Source organism: Nocardiopsis sp. NPDC057823, from assembly GCF_042797335.1.
Classification (GTDB): domain Bacteria; phylum Actinomycetota; class Actinomycetes; order Streptosporangiales; family Streptosporangiaceae; genus Nocardiopsis; species Nocardiopsis changdeensis.
This window is the reverse complement of sequence record NZ_JBHVLR010000009.1, coordinates 40074-57283: the sequence shown is the minus strand read 5'-3', so window position 1 is coordinate 57283 and position 17210 is coordinate 40074. Positions and strand designations below refer to the sequence as shown.

Annotated in this window: 16 protein-coding genes; 9 read left to right on the top strand and 7 right to left on the bottom strand. The window is 72.9% G+C overall.

Annotated elements, in window-relative coordinates; translation table 11 throughout:
• The first annotated feature begins 305 nt into the window (after positions 1-305).
• The 5 genes from ACFVNO_RS16675 to ACFVNO_RS16655 all read left to right on the top strand — a co-directional run bounded on the left by ACFVNO_RS16675 (position 306) and on the right by ACFVNO_RS16655 (position 5144).
• Positions 306-1160 (top strand): SDR family NAD(P)-dependent oxidoreductase, encoded by an 855-nt coding sequence (locus tag ACFVNO_RS16675; protein WP_355268982.1) that lies wholly within the window; start codon positions 306-308, stop codon positions 1158-1160.
• A gap of 11 nt (positions 1161-1171) precedes the next feature.
• On the top strand, positions 1172-2086 hold the full coding sequence (locus ACFVNO_RS16670) for a diiron oxygenase (protein ID WP_378893481.1): 915 nt from the start codon (positions 1172-1174) through the stop codon (positions 2084-2086).
• Between the two features lie 257 nt (positions 2087-2343).
• Positions 2344-3855 (top strand): NAD(P)/FAD-dependent oxidoreductase, encoded by a 1512-nt coding sequence (locus ACFVNO_RS16665; RefSeq protein ID WP_355268986.1) that lies wholly within the window; start codon positions 2344-2346, stop codon positions 3853-3855.
• A gap of 15 nt (positions 3856-3870) precedes the next feature.
• Positions 3871-4221, top strand: coding sequence for a DUF4873 domain-containing protein (locus tag ACFVNO_RS16660; RefSeq protein WP_378893477.1), 351 nt, complete (start codon positions 3871-3873; stop codon positions 4219-4221).
• Positions 4222-4244: 23 nt separating this feature from the next.
• Positions 4245-5144, top strand: coding sequence for an alpha/beta hydrolase (locus ACFVNO_RS16655; RefSeq protein ID WP_355268990.1), 900 nt, complete (start codon positions 4245-4247; stop codon positions 5142-5144).
• A 76-nt stretch (positions 5145-5220) separates the two neighbouring features.
• On the opposite strand, the gene ACFVNO_RS16650 is transcribed toward ACFVNO_RS16655, so the two are convergent.
• Together ACFVNO_RS16650 and ACFVNO_RS16645 are read right to left on the bottom strand one after the other, a co-directional pair.
• Positions 5221-6582: a four-carbon acid sugar kinase family protein gene (locus tag ACFVNO_RS16650; protein ID WP_378893474.1), complete on the bottom strand. Its 1362-nt coding sequence runs from the start codon at positions 6580-6582 to the stop codon at positions 5221-5223.
• Positions 6583-6674: 92 nt separating this feature from the next.
• Positions 6675-7883 carry an MFS transporter gene (locus ACFVNO_RS16645; protein ID WP_355268994.1) on the bottom strand — a complete coding sequence of 403 codons (1209 nt, stop codon included), beginning with the start codon at positions 7881-7883 and terminating at the stop codon, positions 6675-6677.
• Between the two features lie 79 nt (positions 7884-7962).
• Between ACFVNO_RS16645 and ACFVNO_RS16640 the strand changes: the two genes are divergently transcribed.
• Positions 7963-8574 carry a TetR/AcrR family transcriptional regulator gene (locus ACFVNO_RS16640; RefSeq protein WP_378893471.1) on the top strand — a complete coding sequence of 204 codons (612 nt, stop codon included), beginning with the start codon at positions 7963-7965 and terminating at the stop codon, positions 8572-8574.
• Here the strand turns inward: ACFVNO_RS16640 and ACFVNO_RS16635 are convergent.
• Positions 8571-9662 carry a Gfo/Idh/MocA family oxidoreductase gene (locus ACFVNO_RS16635; protein WP_378893467.1) on the bottom strand — a complete coding sequence of 364 codons (1092 nt, stop codon included), beginning with the start codon at positions 9660-9662 and terminating at the stop codon, positions 8571-8573. The genes ACFVNO_RS16640 and ACFVNO_RS16635 overlap by 4 nt on opposite strands.
• A gap of 213 nt (positions 9663-9875) precedes the next feature.
• Here ACFVNO_RS16635 and ACFVNO_RS16630 point away from each other — a divergent pair, with 213 nt between their 5' ends.
• The 3 genes from ACFVNO_RS16630 (at position 9876) to ACFVNO_RS16620 (ending at position 13252) form a co-directional block, all read left to right on the top strand.
• Positions 9876-11231 (top strand): ABC transporter substrate-binding protein, encoded by a 1356-nt coding sequence (locus ACFVNO_RS16630; RefSeq protein WP_355268999.1) that lies wholly within the window; start codon positions 9876-9878, stop codon positions 11229-11231.
• A 102-nt stretch (positions 11232-11333) separates the two neighbouring features.
• Entirely contained in the window at positions 11334-12311 is a 978-nt protein-coding gene (locus ACFVNO_RS16625; protein WP_220562884.1) for a carbohydrate ABC transporter permease, read from the top strand.
• Positions 12308-13252, top strand: a complete 945-nt coding sequence (locus tag ACFVNO_RS16620; protein ID WP_355269001.1) for a carbohydrate ABC transporter permease — start codon at positions 12308-12310, stop codon at positions 13250-13252. The genes ACFVNO_RS16625 and ACFVNO_RS16620 overlap by 4 nt, the downstream gene beginning before the upstream one ends.
• A gap of 32 nt (positions 13253-13284) precedes the next feature.
• Here the strand turns inward: ACFVNO_RS16620 and ACFVNO_RS16615 are convergent, their stop codons facing one another.
• From ACFVNO_RS16615 to ACFVNO_RS16600, 4 genes are all read right to left on the bottom strand, one after another.
• Entirely contained in the window at positions 13285-14136 is an 852-nt protein-coding gene (locus tag ACFVNO_RS16615; protein WP_378893462.1) for a fructosamine kinase family protein, read from the bottom strand.
• A gap of 79 nt (positions 14137-14215) precedes the next feature.
• Positions 14216-14746 (bottom strand): low molecular weight protein-tyrosine-phosphatase, encoded by a 531-nt coding sequence (locus ACFVNO_RS16610; protein WP_378893459.1) that lies wholly within the window; start codon positions 14744-14746, stop codon positions 14216-14218.
• Between the two features lie 77 nt (positions 14747-14823).
• Positions 14824-15258: a response regulator gene (locus ACFVNO_RS16605; RefSeq protein ID WP_220565310.1), complete on the bottom strand. Its 435-nt coding sequence runs from the start codon at positions 15256-15258 to the stop codon at positions 14824-14826.
• Positions 15259-15266: 8 nt separating this feature from the next.
• Positions 15267-17201, bottom strand: coding sequence for an ATP-binding protein (locus tag ACFVNO_RS16600; RefSeq protein ID WP_355269007.1), 1935 nt, complete (start codon positions 17199-17201; stop codon positions 15267-15269).
• Between the last annotated feature and the right edge of the window lie 9 nt (positions 17202-17210).

Here is a 17210-nt window from a genome sequence, read left to right as displayed (position 1 = left end):
AGACGTTGTCAGGTTTGCGACACGAGTGCAAGAACCCGCACATCCACCCCGAGGGGGAACATCCCTCCGCCGAATCGGATCGCGGTTCCGCAGCACACCGCGTTCCTTCGGCCACGCGAGGACTTCCCCAATCCCTCTTCTCGGCCACCCGAAACCCTCCACCACGACACCCCGACCTCCGGCACGCCACGCACACCGGGGGCGACGGACGGTGAACCTACTCGCGAGTAAATTTCCGGCTTCACCCCATTGCATTGTGACAATGCTCGTTGTAACGTTCCGGCAATGACTGTGGAGGAGATCACATGACGACCCCCTTGCCGCGCCATCTGCGCAGGCTGCCAGGCCTGAACGCCATCGTCACCGGCGCCTCCGGGGCCTTCGGCAGCGCCACGGTGGCCGTCCTGCGGCACCTCGGCGTGAACGTCATCGGCATCGACCGCAAGCCCGCCCCCGGCGTCATCGGCTGCGACATCACCGACGACGAGCAGGTGCGCCAGGGCATCGCCGAGGCCCTCGAACGCCTCGACGGCCGGCTGGACCTGCTCATCCACTACGCGGGCGTCGGCCCGGCCGTCGACGTCGGCCAGGCCCCGGACGTCCACGTCCACCAGGCCCTGGAGGTCAACCTGCTGGGCACCTGGCGGGTCACCGCGGCCGCCGTGCCCGCCCTCCTCCGCAGCCGCGGCCGCGTCGTCATCACCGCGTCCCTGCTCGCCAACCTCCAGTTGCCGTTCGCCGGCGCCTACACGGTGTCCAAGCGCGCCGTCACCGCCTACGCGGACTGCCTGCGCGCCGAGTACGGCTCCCACATCGGGGTCACCACCGTCTACCCCGGCTACGTGGACACCCCGATCCACAACAGCTCCCGTGCCACCGGCGTCGCGCTCGACGGCCTCGTCCCCGCCGAGACCGAACGCGACACCGTCATGGCCGTGGTCCGGGCCGCCGGGGCCAGGCACGCACCGCGCGACGTGGCCTCCACCGCGCTCGGAACCGCCGGACTGCACCTGTTCCGGCACTTCCCCGGCACCACGGAGCAGATCGTCGACTTGCGGATCGGTCTGCTCCTCGCCGGCGGCGCCTTCGCCGACGCGGAGATCGCCCGGGGACTCCACGCACGTCACGGCAGCCCCGTACCCCAGCCGACGGCGTCCTGAGGAGGACGAGAATGACCGCAGAGATCACCACCAAGCCCAAGATCACCGACCGGGAGGACATCGCCAAGCGCCTCCTGCGCGGATCGGCCAAGGCCTCCTTCGACCCGCTGGTCGAGATCGACTGGGACGCCCCGGTCGACCCCGACATGTGGGCCATCCGCCCCGAGCGGATCTCCATCTACGGGACCCCGCTGTGGGACTCCCTGAGCGAGGAGAAGCGCAAGGAGCTCAGCCGCCTGGAGGTCGCCAGCGTCGCGACCATCGGCATCTGGTTCGAGACCATCCTCATGCAGATGCTGGTGCGGCACGCGTACCGCAACGACCCCACCACGCTGCACGTCCAGTACGCCTACACCGAGATCGCCGACGAGTGCCGCCACACGGTCATGTTCGCGAAGATGGTGGAGAAGCTCGGCTGGCACACCCACCGGCTCGACCCGGTCGCCTACCACCTGGGCCGCCTCTTCAAGGCGATCGCCCACGGCCCGCTGATCTTCGCCGGCGCCCTGTTCGTCGAGGAGGTCCTGGACCAGCTCCAGCGGGAGGCGATCCCGGACGAGCAGATCCTGCCCCTGGTCCGCTCGGTCGCGCGCATCCACGTGACCGAGGAGGCGCGGCACATGCGCTACGCCCGCGAGGAGTTCCAGCGCGACTGGGTCCGGCGCGGCACCCTCAACAAGGCCTACAGCAAGGTCGTGCTGGGCCTGGTCACCTACTACTCGGCGACCCGCCTGATCAACCCCAAGGTCTACGAGCAGGTCGGGCTGGACCCCCGCGAGGCCTACAGGGCCGCGCACGCCAACCCGCACTGGACCGACACCAAGACCTGGGCGGCCCGCAAGGTCGTCGGCACGCTCGACACCGCCGGGGCCATCACCGGCCTGGGCCGCTACTTCTGGAAGAAGGCCGGCCTGCTGGGCCGCTGACCTCCCCGGGCGCCCCGGCGCCCACCCCAGACCCCGCCGTCGGAAGGCGAACGCGCCACGCCTTCCGACGGCGGACCCGGCCTCCCGGGGGCGTACGCGCCACGCTCCCGGGAGTCGGCTCCCCGGAGGGCGGAACGCGCCACCTCCCTCCGGGGCGGCACTCCCCCGGGGGCGTAACGCGCCACGCCCCCGGGGGACCACACCCCCCGGCCCGCAGCGGACCCCTCGCGCGGGCCGGTCGCACGAAGGGATCGACAGTGACCGACGCACCACCGCACTTCCGGGTGGCCATCATCGGGTCCGGGTTCGCCGGGCTCGGCATGGCCGTCCGGCTCAAGCAGGCAGGGCTGCGGGACCCGAGGGACTTCGTGGTCCTGGAGCGGGCCGACGACGTCGGCGGCACCTGGCGCGACAACTCCTACCCGGGTGCGGCCTGCGACGTCCCCTCGCACCTGTACTCCTTCTCCTTCGCGCCCAACCCCGCCTGGAGCCGGACCTTCTCCCCCCAGCCCGAGATCTTCGCCTACATCAAGCGGGTCGCCGGGGAGTACGGGATCCACAGGCACGTGCGCTACGGCCACGAGGTGCTCTCCGCCCACTGGGACCCCGCGGGCAACCGCTGGCGGATCGAGACCTCCCGGGGGCCGTTCACCGCCCAGTTCCTGGTCAGCGGCGCCGGCCCCCTCGCCGACCCGGCCCTGCCGGACATCAAGGGGATCGACACGTTCGAGGGCCGGATGTTCCACTCGGCCGACTGGGACCACGGCCACGACCTCACCGGCCGCAGGGTGGCCGTGATCGGCACCGGCGCCTCCGCCATCCAGTTCGTGCCGCGGATCCAGCCCGAGGTCGGGCGGCTGTCGCTGTTCCAGCGCACCGCGCCCTGGGTGATGTTCCGGCACGACCGCGACATCACCAGGGCCGAGAGCTGGCTGTACCGGAACCTGCCCCTCACCCAGCAGATCGCCCGCAAGAGCATCTACTGGGGGCGGGAGACCTACATCCTCGGCTTCGCCAAGAACCCCCGGCTGCTGTCGGTCGTGGAGCGGCTGGGCCGGGCCAACATCGCCCGCAGCATCAAGGACCCCGGGCTGCGCGCCAAGGTCACCCCGGACTTCCGCGCCGGGTGCAAGCGCATCCTGATGTCCAACGACTACTACCCCGCGCTGGCGCAGCCCAATGTGGACGTGGTCACCGACGGGATCGCGGAGATCCGCCCGGACTCGGTCGTCACCAGGGACGCCGCGGGGCGGGAGACCGAGCACAGGGTGGACACGATCATCCTGGGCACCGGCTTCCACGTGACCGACCCCCCGGTCGCCCACCGGATCTTCAACTCCGAGGGGCGGTCCCTGGCCGACCACTGGGGGAGCAACGTGCAGGCGTTCCGCGGCACCACGGTCGCGGGGTTCCCGAACGCGTTCATCCTGGCCGGCCCCAACACGGGGCTGGGCCACACCTCGCAGGTCTTCATGATCGAGGCCCAGATCCGGTACACCCTCCAGGCGCTCAAGTACCTGTGCCGCCAGGGGCTGGACCGGCTGGAGGTGCGCCCGGAGGCGCAGCGCTCCTACAACGAGATGGTCGCCAGGAGCATGGAGGGCACCGTCTGGGTGACCGGCGGCTGCGACAGCTGGTACCTCAACGAGGAGGGGCGCAACACCACCCTGTGGCCCACCTTCACCTGGGACTTCGCGCTGCGCACCCGCTGGTTCGACCCGCACAACTACGACCTGAGGGTCGACCGCGGCGCCCGCGCGGCCGCCTGAGCGAAGGAGGATGCGATGAGCGGTTTCGACGACGACGAAGAGGAGTACCAGGGCGAGGTGAGCCTCGTCCCCCTCGGCGGTGACGGCGCGCCCTCGGCCGAGCCGATCACCGCGCAGTGCCACGTGGCCGGGCACTTCTCCCCCCTCACCGGCGACTACCGGTGGTCGGGGCGGCTGTCGCCCTCCCCGGAGGTCACCGCGGCCTACGAGAGCGGGGTTCGCACCGTCCTGATCCGCACCCCGGACGGGCACGAGGGGGTGGCGGCCCTGGCCGAGCCCAACCTGTGGGGCGGGCACCCGGTGAGCGGCTCGGGCACCCCGCCCTACCCGGTCCCGCAGATCGACCTGAGCGACCTGCTCGACTGAACCCCCGAACGAGAGGTATCCCGATGGCGATCCGACACCTGGGCCCGGCCCGCGAGACGCGGGTGGTCTCCGACGACGGCACGGAACTGCACGTGGAGGTGCGCGGCCCGGCGAGCGGGCCGACCGTGGTGTTCTCCCACTGCTGGGCGACGTCGCTGGCCTCCTGGGGGCCCGTGGTCCGGCTGCTCGACGAGGACCTGCGGGTGGTGCTGTACGACCAGCGCGGGCACGGCCGCACCCCGGTGCCGCTGACCCCGGCCGGGTACGGGGAGGAGAAGCTGGCCGACGACCTGTGCGCGGTGCTGGCGGCGACCGTCCCGGACGGCGAGCGCGCCGTGGTGGCGGGGCACAGCATGGGCGGGATGACGGTCATGGCCGCGGGGGACCGCGAGGTCTTCCGGGAGAAGGCCGCGGCGGTGCTGCTCACCAACACCGGGTGCACGCAGCTGACCGGGAGGACCACCGCGATCCCGCTGCCCAGGGCCCTGGGGCGGTCGGCGGCGGCCGCGCTCACGCTGCGGGCCCCGTTGCCGCTGGGCCCGCGCAACCCGGCGACCACGGCCGCGCTGAAGTTCATCGCGATGAGCCCGGGGGCCGACCCGCGCATGGTGCGGCTGTGCGCGCGCATGGTGCACGCCTGCAACCCGGTCGCGCGCGGCCGCTGGGGCGACATGATGAACCGGCTGGACCTGGACGCGACGGTCCGCGCGATCTCCGCGCCGACCGTGGTCGTGGCGGGCGCCGAGGACCGAATGACCCCGCCCTGGCACGCGCACCACATCGCCTCCCTGGTGCAGGACTGCGCGGAGGTCGTGGAGGTGCCGGGCGCGGGGCACATGGGGCCGTTGGAGTTCCCGGACGTCCTGGCCGACCGCGTCGGGAAGCTGGCCGCGAACCACCTGGGCGCATCCCCGGCCCGCTGACCGCGTCGGCGGGCGGCGCTCCCGGGCCGCTCCGGGGCCGCCGCCCGCCGGAGGCCGCGGCCGCGCGGCCGGGCGGTCAGGCCGGGTCGTGGACGAGGGTGGGGACCACGTGCTCGGAGACCTCCGAGTGGACCTGGTGCAGCCGCGCCTGGACGGCGCGCCGCAGCTTGGCCAGGCACTCGACCAGGGTGATGTCGTCGCCCACCAGGCCGCCCTTGGCCACCACCGGCGTCCCGTCGAGCGGGCCGCCCGTGATGTGGCCGTGGACCGCCAGGGGGACCACCTCGCCGCCCACGTCGAAGGCGTGCACGCCCAGCTCGTCGAACAGCCCCGAGACCAGGTCCCCGCCCGTCAGGTACAGCCCGCTGGGCAGGGCGTGCGCGCCCGTGCTGTCGGCGATCTCCTGGACGGTGTCCGCGACCAGCCGGGCGATGCGGACCGGCAGCTCGGCCCTGACCCGCCCCGGCAGCGCGCGCACCCGCTCGGAGGTGGTGACCACCCGCAGCACGCACACGTCCGGGAAGCCCGACGCCAGCAGCTTCTCCGTCAGCTCCGTCGCGACCTCGTCGGCGTGGTCCCCGCCGGGATCGGCGAAGGCCACCGCGTCCAGGTCCACGAAGCGGACCGCGCCGGTGCGCGCCACCGTCGCCAGCTGCCGCCGGGTCAGGTCGGTGGTGCTGGCCACCACCCCCAGCAGGGGCCCGCGGGTGCCCGCCTGGCCGCGCAGCCGCAGGGCGTAGGCGAGCAGCGCCCCCGTGGGCCCCGGGTCGACCGAGACCCACACGGTGCCGTCGTCGTGGTGGGCGGCCGCGGCGGCCTCGGCGATGTCGGTGAGGTGCTGCTCGCTGGTGGCGTCGCACAGCACCACCGGCTCGTCCCCCGCCAGCAGTTCGGCGGTGAGCATGCTCTGGGTGACCTGGCGGACCGGGACGTGCCGGACGGCCAGGCCGGACTGGGCGGCCACGATGTCGGCGACCGCACCGGTGGTCATCGGGTGCAGCGGGTCGTGGGCGAGCTCGGTGTCCTGGAGGGGGACCCCGTTGAGGAGCTGGACGCCGTTCTCGGTGGTGCGCCCGCTCCCCGGGAAGGCCGGGGCGAGCAGCACCCGCACCCGGGTCCCCGCGGGCACCCGCTCGCGCACCTCCCGGTAGGCGGCCTCCAGCTCCGCGCCGACGTTGCCGCGCAGGGTCGAGTCGGTCCGCTTGACCACCAGGCCCACCGGCCAGACCGCCTCCACCACGTCGGCGATCAGGTCGACCGCCTGCTCGGCGGGGACGTGCCGGCTGTCGAGGTTGGCGACCACCACGTCGTAGTCCCCCGCGACCCGGCTGACGTGCTCGGGGGTCACGGTGGCCACCCGCATCCCGGTGCGCGCGAACCGGGCCCCGGTCGCATTGGCACCGGTGAGGTCGTCTGCGACCACGAGGACCTGGGCCACGGGAGTCTCCTTCGGCGAAACGCTCGGGTAACCTCCCTCCAACATAGGCCCGTACGGGCGTGCGCGGGGCCGAACGGCACCGGCGGAAGGGCTCACTCCCCCCGCCGCGGGCGGCGCAGGAGCACCAGGGAGAGGGCGCAGCCCAGGGCGAGGACCGCGGCCGCGCCCAGCGCGACGGCGGTGAAGCCCCGCCCGGACAGGGCCGCGGCGAGTTGCGGTCCCGCGCCCGCCCCGACGAACAGCGCGAAGGTGTACAGGGCGGTGGCGGTGGCCCGGGCCCGCCCGGCCCGCGCCCCGACGGCCTGGACCAGGGCGGGGGCCGCGACGGCGACGCACCCGGCGAGGAGCGCCAGGAGAACGCCCGCGGCGAGGGGGCCCGCGTCGGCGAACGGGGCGAGCAGGGCGGCGGTGAGCGCCGCCCCGGCCAGGGAGGCGCAGATCCTGGCCTCGGGGGCGGACCGGGCCAGGACGCCGGAGAGCAGGGGGACCGCGAACATGGCGGGCAGCGCGCCCGCGCGCAGGGCCAGGAGCGCGTCCGGGTCCGGGGCGGGGCCGTCCGGACCGGCGAGTTCCAGCCCGCCGTACACGGCGACGAGGCCGAGCAGCACCGTGGCGGTGGCGCCGTAGAGGACGGGCAGCCCCGGGGTGCGCAGCAGGGCGGGGATGCCGCCGGGGGCTCCGGCGGCGGTGTCGGCGGGCGCCTCGTCGGGGGCCAGCGCGAACCGCAGGAGCAGCGCCGCCGCGGCCAGGCAGAGCGCGCCGGCGAAGAACACCCAGCGCCAGCCCGCGGCCTGGCCGACCGCCTGGGCGGCGAGCTGTCCGATGACGGCGGAGGCGAGGAAGGAGCTGGTGAGCCAGGTGATGGCGGTGACCCGGCGGTGCGCCGGGACGCGGGCCGCGACGTACCCGAAGGCGGCGGGGGCGAAGGAGGCCGCCGCGAGCCCCTGGAGCGCCCGCAGGGCCAGGCCGGAGACGGCGTCGGGGGCCAGCGGGAGAGCGGCCGTCAGCAGGGCCGTGACAGGGGCTCCCAGGAGGATCACCCGGCGCGGTCCGTAGCGGTCGGCGGCCGGTCCCCAGGCGAGGAAGCCGGCGGCGTAGGCGACGGCGAACGCGGTCACCGCCCAGGCCGCGGTGGAGCGGTCCGTATCCCAGTCGGCGGCGACGGGTCCCAGGACGGGGAGGACCGCGTAGAGCTGGCCGACGACCAGGACGCCGGTGACGGCCAGGGCCGGGACGGCGAGCGGGTGCGCGGACGCTCCCGGGCCTCGGGCGGTCCTGTCGGTGGTCTGTGGTGAGGGCATGGCACCATCATCAAAAACCAACTGGTTGGTTGTCAACAGTCGAGAAACCAACCGGTTGGTGGTGTCCTACGATCGGGGGATGCGCAACGCCGACCGCACCGAGAACACCCGCGCCCTCCTCCTCCGGGCGGCGCGCGAGGAATTCGCCGCACACGGCATCGCCGGGGCCCGGGTGGACCGGATCGCCGAGCGCGCCGGGGTCAACAAGCAGCGCATCTACGCCCACTTCGGCGACAAGGAGCAGCTCTTCCGCCACGTGGTCGGGGACGCCCTGGACGAGCTCTCCCGCGCCGTGACCCTCACCGACGACGCCGACCCCGGCGAGTACGTCGCGCGCGTCTTCGACTACCACCGCGCCCGCCCCGAGCTGCTGCGCCTCTTCCTTTGGGAGGCCCTGCACTACGGGGACTCGCCCCTGCCCGGAGAGGAGGAGCGCGCCCGCCTCTACGAGGCCAAGACCGCCTCCCTCTCCGAGGCCCTGGGCGGCGGGGTGCCCGAGGCCGAGGTGCGGCTGATCCTGCTGACCCTCATCGGAATGGCCGCGTGGCCGCAGATCACCCCGCAGCTGGCCCGCCTGGTGCTCGGCGGGGGCGGTTCCGGGCCCGACCCGGAGCGGCTGCGGGACCACCTGGTGCGGTTCACCCGCGACGCGGTCTCCGCGACCCGGAACGATCCGCCGGGCGCCCCCTAGCGCCCCGGGAGCGCGGCGACCGTGCCCGTGCGGGCGCTGCGCCGGGCGGCCTCGATGACCTCCAGGCCGTGGATCACCTCGTGCGGGTCCACCGGCAGCGGCTCGCCCTCCCCCACCGCGTCGCGCACGCCCGCGTAGAACTCGGGGTAGGCGCCCCGGGCCGAGGGCACCCGCCGGGTGGACCCGTCCACGCCCAGCAGCCCCCAGGCCGACTCGGGCAGCACCCCCCAGTCCTCGGCGGTCGGGCTCTCCCCCGCGAGCAGGCGCGCCTCCTGCTCGTCCATGCCGTGGCTGGTGAACGCCCCCGCGTCGCCCAGCACCCGGAAGCGCGGGCCGGCCTGGGCGGTGAGCGCGCCCATCCACAGCTGGGAGCGGGTGCCCCGGGCGTGGTGCAGCGACAGGAAGACGTCGTCGTCGGCCTGCACGCCCTCGCGCAGGGTGTCCACTTCGGCGTAGACCGACGAGACCGGCCCGAACAGGTTCACCGCCTGGTCGATCAGGTGCGGGCCCAGGTCGTAGAGCAGCCCCGCGCCGTTCTCCACCGCGCCGCTCTCACGCCAGGTGCCCTTGGCCCGCGGCCGCCAGCGCTCGAACCGGGACTCGAACCGGTGCACCCGGCCCAGCACGCCCTCCTCCACCAGGTTCCACAGGGTCAGGAAGTCCGCGTCCCACCGGCGGTTCTGGTACACCGTGAGCACCCGTCCCAGCTTCTCGGCCAGGTCGGTGAGCTCGCGGGCCTGTCCCGCGGTGAGCGCGAACGGCTTGTCCACCACCACGGACATGCCCGCCTCCAGCGCCGCCCGGGCCAGCGGGGCGTGGGTGTCGTTGGGGGTGGTGACGACGGCGATCTCGTAGCGCCCGGCGTCGGCCCACAGGTCGGCGACGGTCGGGTACACGGTGGCGTCCGGGTGGCGCTCGCGGACCGTGCGGGCGCGCTCGGGGTTCCCGGTCACCACGGCGGACAGGCGCAGTCCGGGGACCGCCTCGATGACCGGGGCGTGGAAGACCTCACCCCCCTTGCCGTAGCCGATGAGGGCGACGTGCAGCTCGGGGCCGTCGTGCTCGGGGACCTGCGGTGCGTTGGACATGTCCCCAATTTACGGCGCGGGGGCCCGGACGCGGGAGCGCGCGGCCCCGGTGTGCCGCACCCCCGGGAGAACGTCGGGTCATGGGCGGTGACCAGGGCGTTTCGGCATCGTTACGAAAGTATTTGCGGATTTTGTAGACATTTTCATGCAATGCGGATTGCATCATGTTTCAACGTGCCCCGAGTCACATGTCCCCTCGCACAAGGGAGAACCATGCCGAGAACAGAATCCGGGAACCGCCGTCACCTGGCGCTGGTCGCCGCGGCGGGGAGCGCCGTCCTCCTCGCCACGGGCTGCTCCTACCTGAGCGGTGAAGGCGGCGGGGGCGGCACGGACGCCGCCGACGTCGACTGCGCCCCCTTCGAGGCGTGGTCGGACGTGGAGGGGACCGTCAGCATCTACTCCTCCATCCGCGACGAGGAGGCCGAGCGGATGGACCGCTCCTGGGCCGACTTCGAAGCGTGCACCGGCATCGACATCCAGCACGAGGGCAGCGGCGAGTTCGAGGCCCAGCTGCCCATCCGCCTGGAGGGCGGCAACGCCCCCGACCTCGCCCTCATCCCCCAGCCCGGCCTGCTCCAGCGGGTCGTCGACGACGGCTACGCGGTGCCCGTCGCCGACGGGGTCCGCGCCAACGCCGAGGAGGGCTGGGGCGAGGACTGGCTCGGCTACGCCACCTTCGACGGCGAGCTGTACGGCACCCCCTACGGCGCCAACATGAAGTCGATGGTCTGGTACTCGCCGACCTACTTCGCCGACAACGGCTACGAGGTCCCGCAGACCTGGGACGAGATGATCGAGCTCAGCGACACGATCGCCGAGTCCGGCACCAAGCCCTGGTGCGTGGGCTTCGAGTCCGGCGACGCCACCGGCTGGCCCGGCACCGACTGGATCGAGAACGCGCTGCTGCGCAGCGCCGGGACCGACGTCTACAACCAGTGGGTCTCCCACGAGATCCCCTTCGACGACCCGCAGGTCGCCGAGGCGTTCGAGCTGGCCGGCGACATCGTCCGCAACCCCGACTACGTCAACGGCACCTTCGGCGAGGTGGAGAGCATCGCCGTCACCTCCTTCCAGGAGGCCGGGCTGCCGCTGCTCGACGGCGGCTGCGCCATGTACCTGATGGGGTCGTTCTACTCCGCGCAGTTCGAGGAGGGCGTGACCGTCGCCGAGGACGGCGACGTGTACGGCTTCGTCATGCCGCCGATGGAGGCGGGCGCCGAGGTCCCGGTCATGGGCGGCGGCGAGTTCGCCGTGCCCTTCGCCGACCGCCCCGAGGTCGCCGCGGTCCACGAGTACCTGTCCACCCCCGAGTACGCCAACAGCCGCGCCTCCCAGGGCGCCTGGGTGTCGGCCAACCGGAACATGGACCCGTCCGTGATCGAGGACCCGGCCTCGCAGTTCGCCGCCGAGGTGCTGCTGTCCCCCGACACCGTCTTCCACTTCGACGGCAGTGACGCGATGCCCTCCTCCGTGGGCACCAACGTGTTCTGGAACGGCATGGTCGACTGGGTCACCGGCACCTCCACCGAGGACGTCCTGGAGACCATCGAGTCCGCCTGGCCGTAACGGACCCGGGGGACGGCGGCCCCGCCGCCGTCCCCTCCCCGTCCCCCTCCGGCCCTCCCCACCCCTCCGTCCCTCTCCCCGAGATCACAAGGGGCCCCACCCATGGAGTTCTCGTTCCTGGACGAGCTTCCCAAGATCGTGTGGATGCTCATCGGGATCGCCGCCTTCCTCGGCGTCATCGGCCTGCTGCTGCTCCTCGTCGACGTGCCCCGCACCCGGCGCGACCGGTGGCAGGCGGTCCTCTTCCTCTCCCCGGCACTGCTCCTGCTGGCGGGCGGGCTCGTCTACCCCGTCCTGCGCACGACCTACCTGTCCTTCCACGACCGCTCCGGCGACGAGTTCGTGGGGTTGGCCAACTACATCTGGATGTTCCAGCGCCCGGAGATCCTCCAGGTGCTGTGGAACACCCTGCTGTGGGTGGCGTTCGCACCCCTGCTCGCCACCGCGATCGGCCTGGTCTACGCGGTGCTGGTGGACCGGTCCCGGTTCGAGCCGGTCGCCAAGTCCCTGGTGTTCATGCCGATGGCGATCTCGTTCGTCGGCGCGAGCATCATCTGGCGGTTCGTGTACGCCTACCGGCCCGCCGACCAGGAGCAGTACGGCCTGTTCAACCAGATCGTCGTGTGGTTCGGCGGCGAGCCGCGGCTGTGGCTGCTGGAGCAGCCGCTGAACACGTTCCTGCTGATCCTGGTGCTCATCTGGGTGCAGGCCGGGTTCGCGATGGTCGTGCTGTCGGCGGCGATCAAGGCCATCCCCGCCGAGATCGTCGAGGCCGCGCGCATCGACGGCGCCGGCCCCTTCCAGCTGTTCCGGAGCATCACCCTGCCGTCGGTGTGGCCGACCCTCCTGGTCGTCCTCATCACCATCACCGTGCAGACCCTGAAGGTGTTCGACATCGTCCGCACCATGACCGGCGGCAACTACGGCACCAGCGTGATCGCCAACGAGATGTACAGCCAGGCGTTCTCCCAGGGCCAGACCGGCCAGGGGTCGGCCCTGGCGGTGTTCCTGTTCGTCCTGGTCATCCCGCTGGTGGCCCTGCAGATCCGGCGCACCCGCAAGGCGAGGGAGCTGTCATGACCTCCACCCCCACCATCACCGACGTCCGCGACGCGGGCCCGGCCGCCCGGGTGCGGCGCAGGCTCAGCGGGTCGGCGGCGAGCCTGGCGGCCCTGGTCATCGCCGTGCTGTGGACGGTGCCCACCGCGGGGCTGTTCATCTCCTCGTTCCGCCCCGCCGACCAGATCCGCACCACCGGCTGGTGGACGTTCTTCTCCTCGCCCCAGGTGACCCTGGACAACTACCGGGACGTGCTGTTCGGTTCCGCCAGCGACGGCCGGCTGGCCAGCCACTTCGTCAACTCGCTGGTGATCACGCTGCCCTCGACGGTGTTCGTGCTGGGCCTGGCGGCGCTGGCGGCGTACGCGCTGGCCTGGATCGACTTCCGCGGACGCGACTGGGTGTTCCTCGGGATCTTCGCGCTCCAGATCGTGCCCCTGCAGATGGCGCTGGTGCCGCTGCTGCGCTTCTTCTCGCAGGGCGTCACCGTCGGCGGCGTCCAGGTGCTGCCCGCCTGGGAGCTGACCGGGGCGATGGCGTTCACCAACGTGTGGGTGGCGCACACGGTCTTCGGACTGCCGCTGGGCGTGTTCCTGCTGCACAACTTCATCTCGCAGCTGCCCAGGACCCTGTTCGAGGCGGCCCGGGTGGACGGCGCCGGGCACGGCCGCATCTTCCTTCGGATCGTGCTGCCGCTCATCACCCCGGCCCTGGTGTCGCTGGGCATCTTCCAGTTCCTGTGGGTGTGGAACGACCTGCTGGTGGCGCTGATCTTCACCGGCGGCGACACCGCCACCGCCCCGCTCACCGTGCGCCTGGCCGAGCTGGCGGGCACCCGCGGCGAGGCCTGGCACCGGCTGACCGCGGGCGCGTTCGTGTCGATGGTCGTGCCGCTGCTGGTGTTCTTCCTCCTCCAGCGCCACTTCGTCCGCGGCCTCCTGGCGGGCAGCGTCAAGGGATAGCCGAACCCGCTCCGCGCCCCGCGCCGCCCTCGCTACCCCCGGAGGGCGGCGCGGGCCGCTTCCAGGGCGGTGGTGCGGTAGGCGGCGCCGAACAGGCACACGTGGACCAGCAGCGGGTACAGCTGGTGCAGGGCCACCCGGGAGCGCCAGCCCGCCGCCAGCGGCGCCACCTCGTTGTAGGCGTCGCGGACCCGCTCCAGGTGGGGCAGGCCGAACAGGGTGAGCATGGCCAGGTCCGCCTCCCGGTGCCCGCCGTGGGCGGCCGGGTCGATGAGCACGGCGTCCCGGGCGCGCCACAGCACGTTGCCGTTCCACAGGTCGCCGTGGATGCGTGCGGGCGGCTCGGGCTCCCCCGCCAGGTCGGCGACCCGGTCCACCACCTTCTCCACGGTGCGCCCGTCGGCCGGGGTGAGCCCGCCCTGGTCGACGGCCCGGCGCAGGCAGGGGCGCAGCCGCTGCTCGGCGTAGAAGGTCGGCCAGTGCCGGGCCGGCGTGTTGTCCGCCGGCAGCGGCCCGACGTAGCCGGGCCAGTCGGCGCCGAAGTGGTCCGCCCCGGTCAGGTGCAGCCCGGCCAGCCGGCGGCCCAGGCGCTCGGCGGCGGCCGGCGTGGGGTCGTCCTCCGCCACCCAGGGCAGGACCAGGATGCGCTCGTCCCAGGCGACCGGCTGCAGCACCGGCGACCCGAAGGCGCGGCCCAGCCACTCCAGGCCGCGGGCCTCGGAGGTGAGCACCGCGCTGGGCGCGGCGTTGCGCGGCAGCGACTTCACGAACAGGCGGGTGCCGTCCTCCAGCTCCGCGTAGGAGATGTCCCAGTCATGGCTGCGCTGGGCCCGCGCGGCCCGGCGCACCGGACGGCCCAGCAGGACGGTGAGCCGCTCCGCCATGGTCCCCTTGACCGGATCCCGGCGCCGGCCCCCACCGCCCCCCGCGGCGCACACCGGTCCCTCCTCCACCCGGCCTCCGCTACCGCTGCTTGAGCAGCGCGGTGAGTTCGCCGGTCAGGCCCTTGGCCGCGGCCTCCACCATGTTGAGGACGGCGGTGAACCCGTCGTCGCCGCCGTAGTAGGGGTCGGGCACCTCGGGGTTGGGGCCCGCGCCCGGGGCGAAGGAGCGGAACAGGCGCAGCCGGGACGGGTCGAAGCCGTACTCGGCCCCGTACCGGTCGACGATGCCGCGCAGGTCGCCGAGGTTGTCCAGGTCCATGGCCAGCAGCAGGTCGAGCCGGGCCAGGTCGGCCGGGTCGAACTGCCGGGCGGTGTGGTCGGTGAGGTACCCGTGCACGCGCAGGGTGGAGGCGGCCCGGGGGTCCATCGCCCCGCCCACGTGCCAGTCGCCGGTACCGGTGCTGTCCACCTCGACGAGGCCGCTCAGCCCGGCCCGTTCCAGGTCGGCGGCCAGCACCTTGGCGGCCATCGGTGAGCGGCAGATGTTGCCCAGGCAGACCACGCCGACACGGTAGGGACCGTCGGGGTGGCGGGGTTCCGGCAGGCTCATACCTCTTACCGTAACGAAAAACCGGCGCGGCCACCCGCTCTGCGGCGGGCGCGTTCGCCGCGGTCCGGTAACGCCGTCTACCCCTTGGGCAGGCGCACCACGGTGACGAAGAAGTCGTCGATCTGGCGCACGACCTTGATGAACTGGTCGAAGTCCACCGGCTTGGGCACGTAGGCGTTGGCGTGCAGGCGGTAGCTGCGCAGCACGTCCTCCTCCGCCTCGGAGGTGGTGAGCACGACGACGGGGATGTGCGCGAGCTCCTCGTCGTTCTTGACCTCCTGGAGGACCTCCCGCCCGTCCTTGCGGGGCAGGTTGAGGTCGAGCAGGATCAGGTGCGGCCGCGGGGCCTGGGCGTACTCGCCCTCCCGGCGCAGGAAGCGCAGGGCCTCGACGCCGTCGGAGACCACGTGCAGGCGGTTGCCCAGCTTGTGTTCCTCGAACGCCTCCTTGGTCATGAGGACGTCGCCCGGGTCGTCCTCGACCAGCAGCACCTCGATGGGATGCACCAACATGACCTCGCTCAAGCCTCAGAACCCCTGTCAGGGCCCGCCCCGTCGTCGGGGGGAACCGTACCGCCATCGGACACCGGCGCGGTGGAGGTCGCCCCGGGGGAATCACCCCCGGACGCGTCCGCCTCCGGTCCGCCCCGGCCCGTGGACCACCGTGCGGCCGTCGGTGCCGGGGCCGCCGGGGCGGTCTCGGCCTCCTGAACCCCGTCGTCGGCGAGCGCCTCCCGGGCGGCGGGTGCGCCGTCCGCTTCCGCGGTCTCCTCCTGCCCGGGGTCGACGGGCAGAGACCAGCATATGCGCGTTCCGGTACGGGGGGCCTCCCCCTCACCGGAGGTTTCCGATCCGTGCGAGGTGTCCAGCCAGATCCGGCCGCCGTGGAACTCGACGATCTTCTTGCACATCGCCAGGCCGATCCCGGTTCCCGTGTACTTCTCCCTGGTATGCAACCGCTGGAAGATCACGAAGATGCGCTCGGCGTACTGCGGTTCGATCCCGATTCCGTTGTCCTGGCAGCAGAAGATCCACTCGTCGCCCCGGCGCTCGACGCCGATGCGGACGCGCGGGTCCTCCTCGCCGCGGAACTTGACGGCGTTGCCCACCAGATTGAAGAACACCTGGGTGAGCAGGGTGCGGTCGCCCTGGACGGTGGGCAGGCCGTCCCAGACCACCTCGGCGCCGGTCTCCTCCAGGCGGGTGGACAGGCTGCTGAGGGCGTCGTCGAGGGCGTCGTCGAGGGCGACCGCGGCGAAGTTCTTGGTGCGGCCGACCCGGGAGAAGGCGAGCAGGTCGTTGATGAGGGTCTGCATGCGCTTGGCGCCCTCGACCGCGAAGTCGATGTAGGAGTCGGCACGTTCGTCGAGCTGCCCGTGGTAGCGGCGCTGGAGCAGCTGGCAGAAGCTGGCGACCTTGCGCAGGGGCTCCTGGAGGTCGTGCGAGGCGACGTAGGCGAACTGCTCCAGTTCGAGGTTGGAGCGGCGCAGCTCCTCGGCCTGGTGCTCCAGCAGGGCCGACTGCTCCTGGAGCTTGCGCCGGGCGGAGGCGACCTCGTCCAGGTCCTGGACGATGCGCTCGCGCATGGCGTCCACGTCCCGGCCCAGGCGGACGATCTCGGGTGGGCCGTGCAGGGAGATGCGGTGGGCGTAGTAGCCCTCCGACACCTGGCGCATGTGCCCGGCCAGCTCCTCCAGGGGTCGCAGCACCCACTGCTGGAGCATCACCCACAGGAACACCGACAGGAACACCACGACCAGGCCGACCAGCACCAGCAGGGCGACGACCTGCTGGGTGGCCAGGGTCAGGCCGCTGCGGGCCTCCTCGATCTCGTTCTGGAGGTTGCGCAGGGCGGCCTCGCTGGAGCGGGTGAGCTCCAGGTAGAGGACGCGGCCGCGACGCAGGTCGTCCGGGCTGGGCTCCTGCCCGTTGCCGACCTGCTCCAGGGTGGGCTCGGCGAACTCGTCGGTCCAGATCTCCCCGGCGCGCAGCAGGGCGTCGATGTTCGACGCCAGGACCGGGTCCTCCTCGCGGCGGCTGTCGGCCAGCTCGCGCAGCAGCGCCCGCTCCTCGGTGATCTTGAGGCGGGCGTCGATGTAGGGCTGGAGGAACTCGCGCTCCTCGGTGAGGATGTAGCCCCGCAGGGCGTGGTCCTGGGTCAGGTAGGCGGAGCGGAGCTGCTCGACCGAGCCGACGGCCGGGGTGAGCTCGTCGACCTGGAGGGCCAGGGAGTCGCGGGCGCTGAAGGCGGCCAGGGTGATGATCGAGACGGCGACCACCAGGACGACCGCCACCACGGTCAGCAGGCTGGTCACCCGGCGGCGCAGGCTCCACGACTCGTGGGGCACGGCCGGCCGGCCCCGGTCGCCGTTGACGAAGTGGACGCCGCCGACGGAGGGGGTCGGGGGCGCGCCGGTGTCCGGGCGGGCCTCGGCTCCGTCGGTGTCGGTCGCCATGGCCGTCCC

What these genes read in the sequence shown, in the direction of transcription:
- ACFVNO_RS16675 (WP_355268982.1), top strand. Translation starts at nt 306, where the DNA reads ATGACGACCCCCTTGCCGCGCCATCTGCGCAGGCTGCCAGGCCTGAAC.
- ACFVNO_RS16670 (WP_378893481.1), top strand. Translation starts at nt 1,172, where the DNA reads ATGACCGCAGAGATCACCACCAAGCCCAAGATCACCGACCGGGAGGAC.
- ACFVNO_RS16660 (WP_378893477.1), top strand. Translation starts at nt 3,871, where the DNA reads ATGAGCGGTTTCGACGACGACGAAGAGGAGTACCAGGGCGAGGTGAGC.
- ACFVNO_RS16655 (WP_355268990.1), top strand. Translation starts at nt 4,245, where the DNA reads ATGGCGATCCGACACCTGGGCCCGGCCCGCGAGACGCGGGTGGTCTCC.
- ACFVNO_RS16645 (WP_355268994.1), bottom strand. Translation starts at nt 7,883, where the DNA reads ATGCCCTCACCACAGACCACCGACAGGACCGCCCGAGGCCCGGGAGCG.
- ACFVNO_RS16640 (WP_378893471.1), top strand. Translation starts at nt 7,963, where the DNA reads ATGCGCAACGCCGACCGCACCGAGAACACCCGCGCCCTCCTCCTCCGG.
- ACFVNO_RS16635 (WP_378893467.1), bottom strand. Translation starts at nt 9,662, where the DNA reads ATGTCCAACGCACCGCAGGTCCCCGAGCACGACGGCCCCGAGCTGCAC.
- ACFVNO_RS16630 (WP_355268999.1), top strand. Translation starts at nt 9,876, where the DNA reads ATGCCGAGAACAGAATCCGGGAACCGCCGTCACCTGGCGCTGGTCGCC.
- ACFVNO_RS16625 (WP_220562884.1), top strand. Translation starts at nt 11,334, where the DNA reads ATGGAGTTCTCGTTCCTGGACGAGCTTCCCAAGATCGTGTGGATGCTC.
- ACFVNO_RS16620 (WP_355269001.1), top strand. Translation starts at nt 12,308, where the DNA reads ATGACCTCCACCCCCACCATCACCGACGTCCGCGACGCGGGCCCGGCC.
- ACFVNO_RS16615 (WP_378893462.1), bottom strand. Translation starts at nt 14,136, where the DNA reads ATGGCGGAGCGGCTCACCGTCCTGCTGGGCCGTCCGGTGCGCCGGGCC.
- ACFVNO_RS16610 (WP_378893459.1), bottom strand. Translation starts at nt 14,746, where the DNA reads ATGAGCCTGCCGGAACCCCGCCACCCCGACGGTCCCTACCGTGTCGGC.
- ACFVNO_RS16605 (WP_220565310.1), bottom strand. Translation starts at nt 15,258, where the DNA reads ATGTTGGTGCATCCCATCGAGGTGCTGCTGGTCGAGGACGACCCGGGC.
- ACFVNO_RS16600 (WP_355269007.1), bottom strand. Translation starts at nt 17,201, where the DNA reads ATGGCGACCGACACCGACGGAGCCGAGGCCCGCCCGGACACCGGCGCG.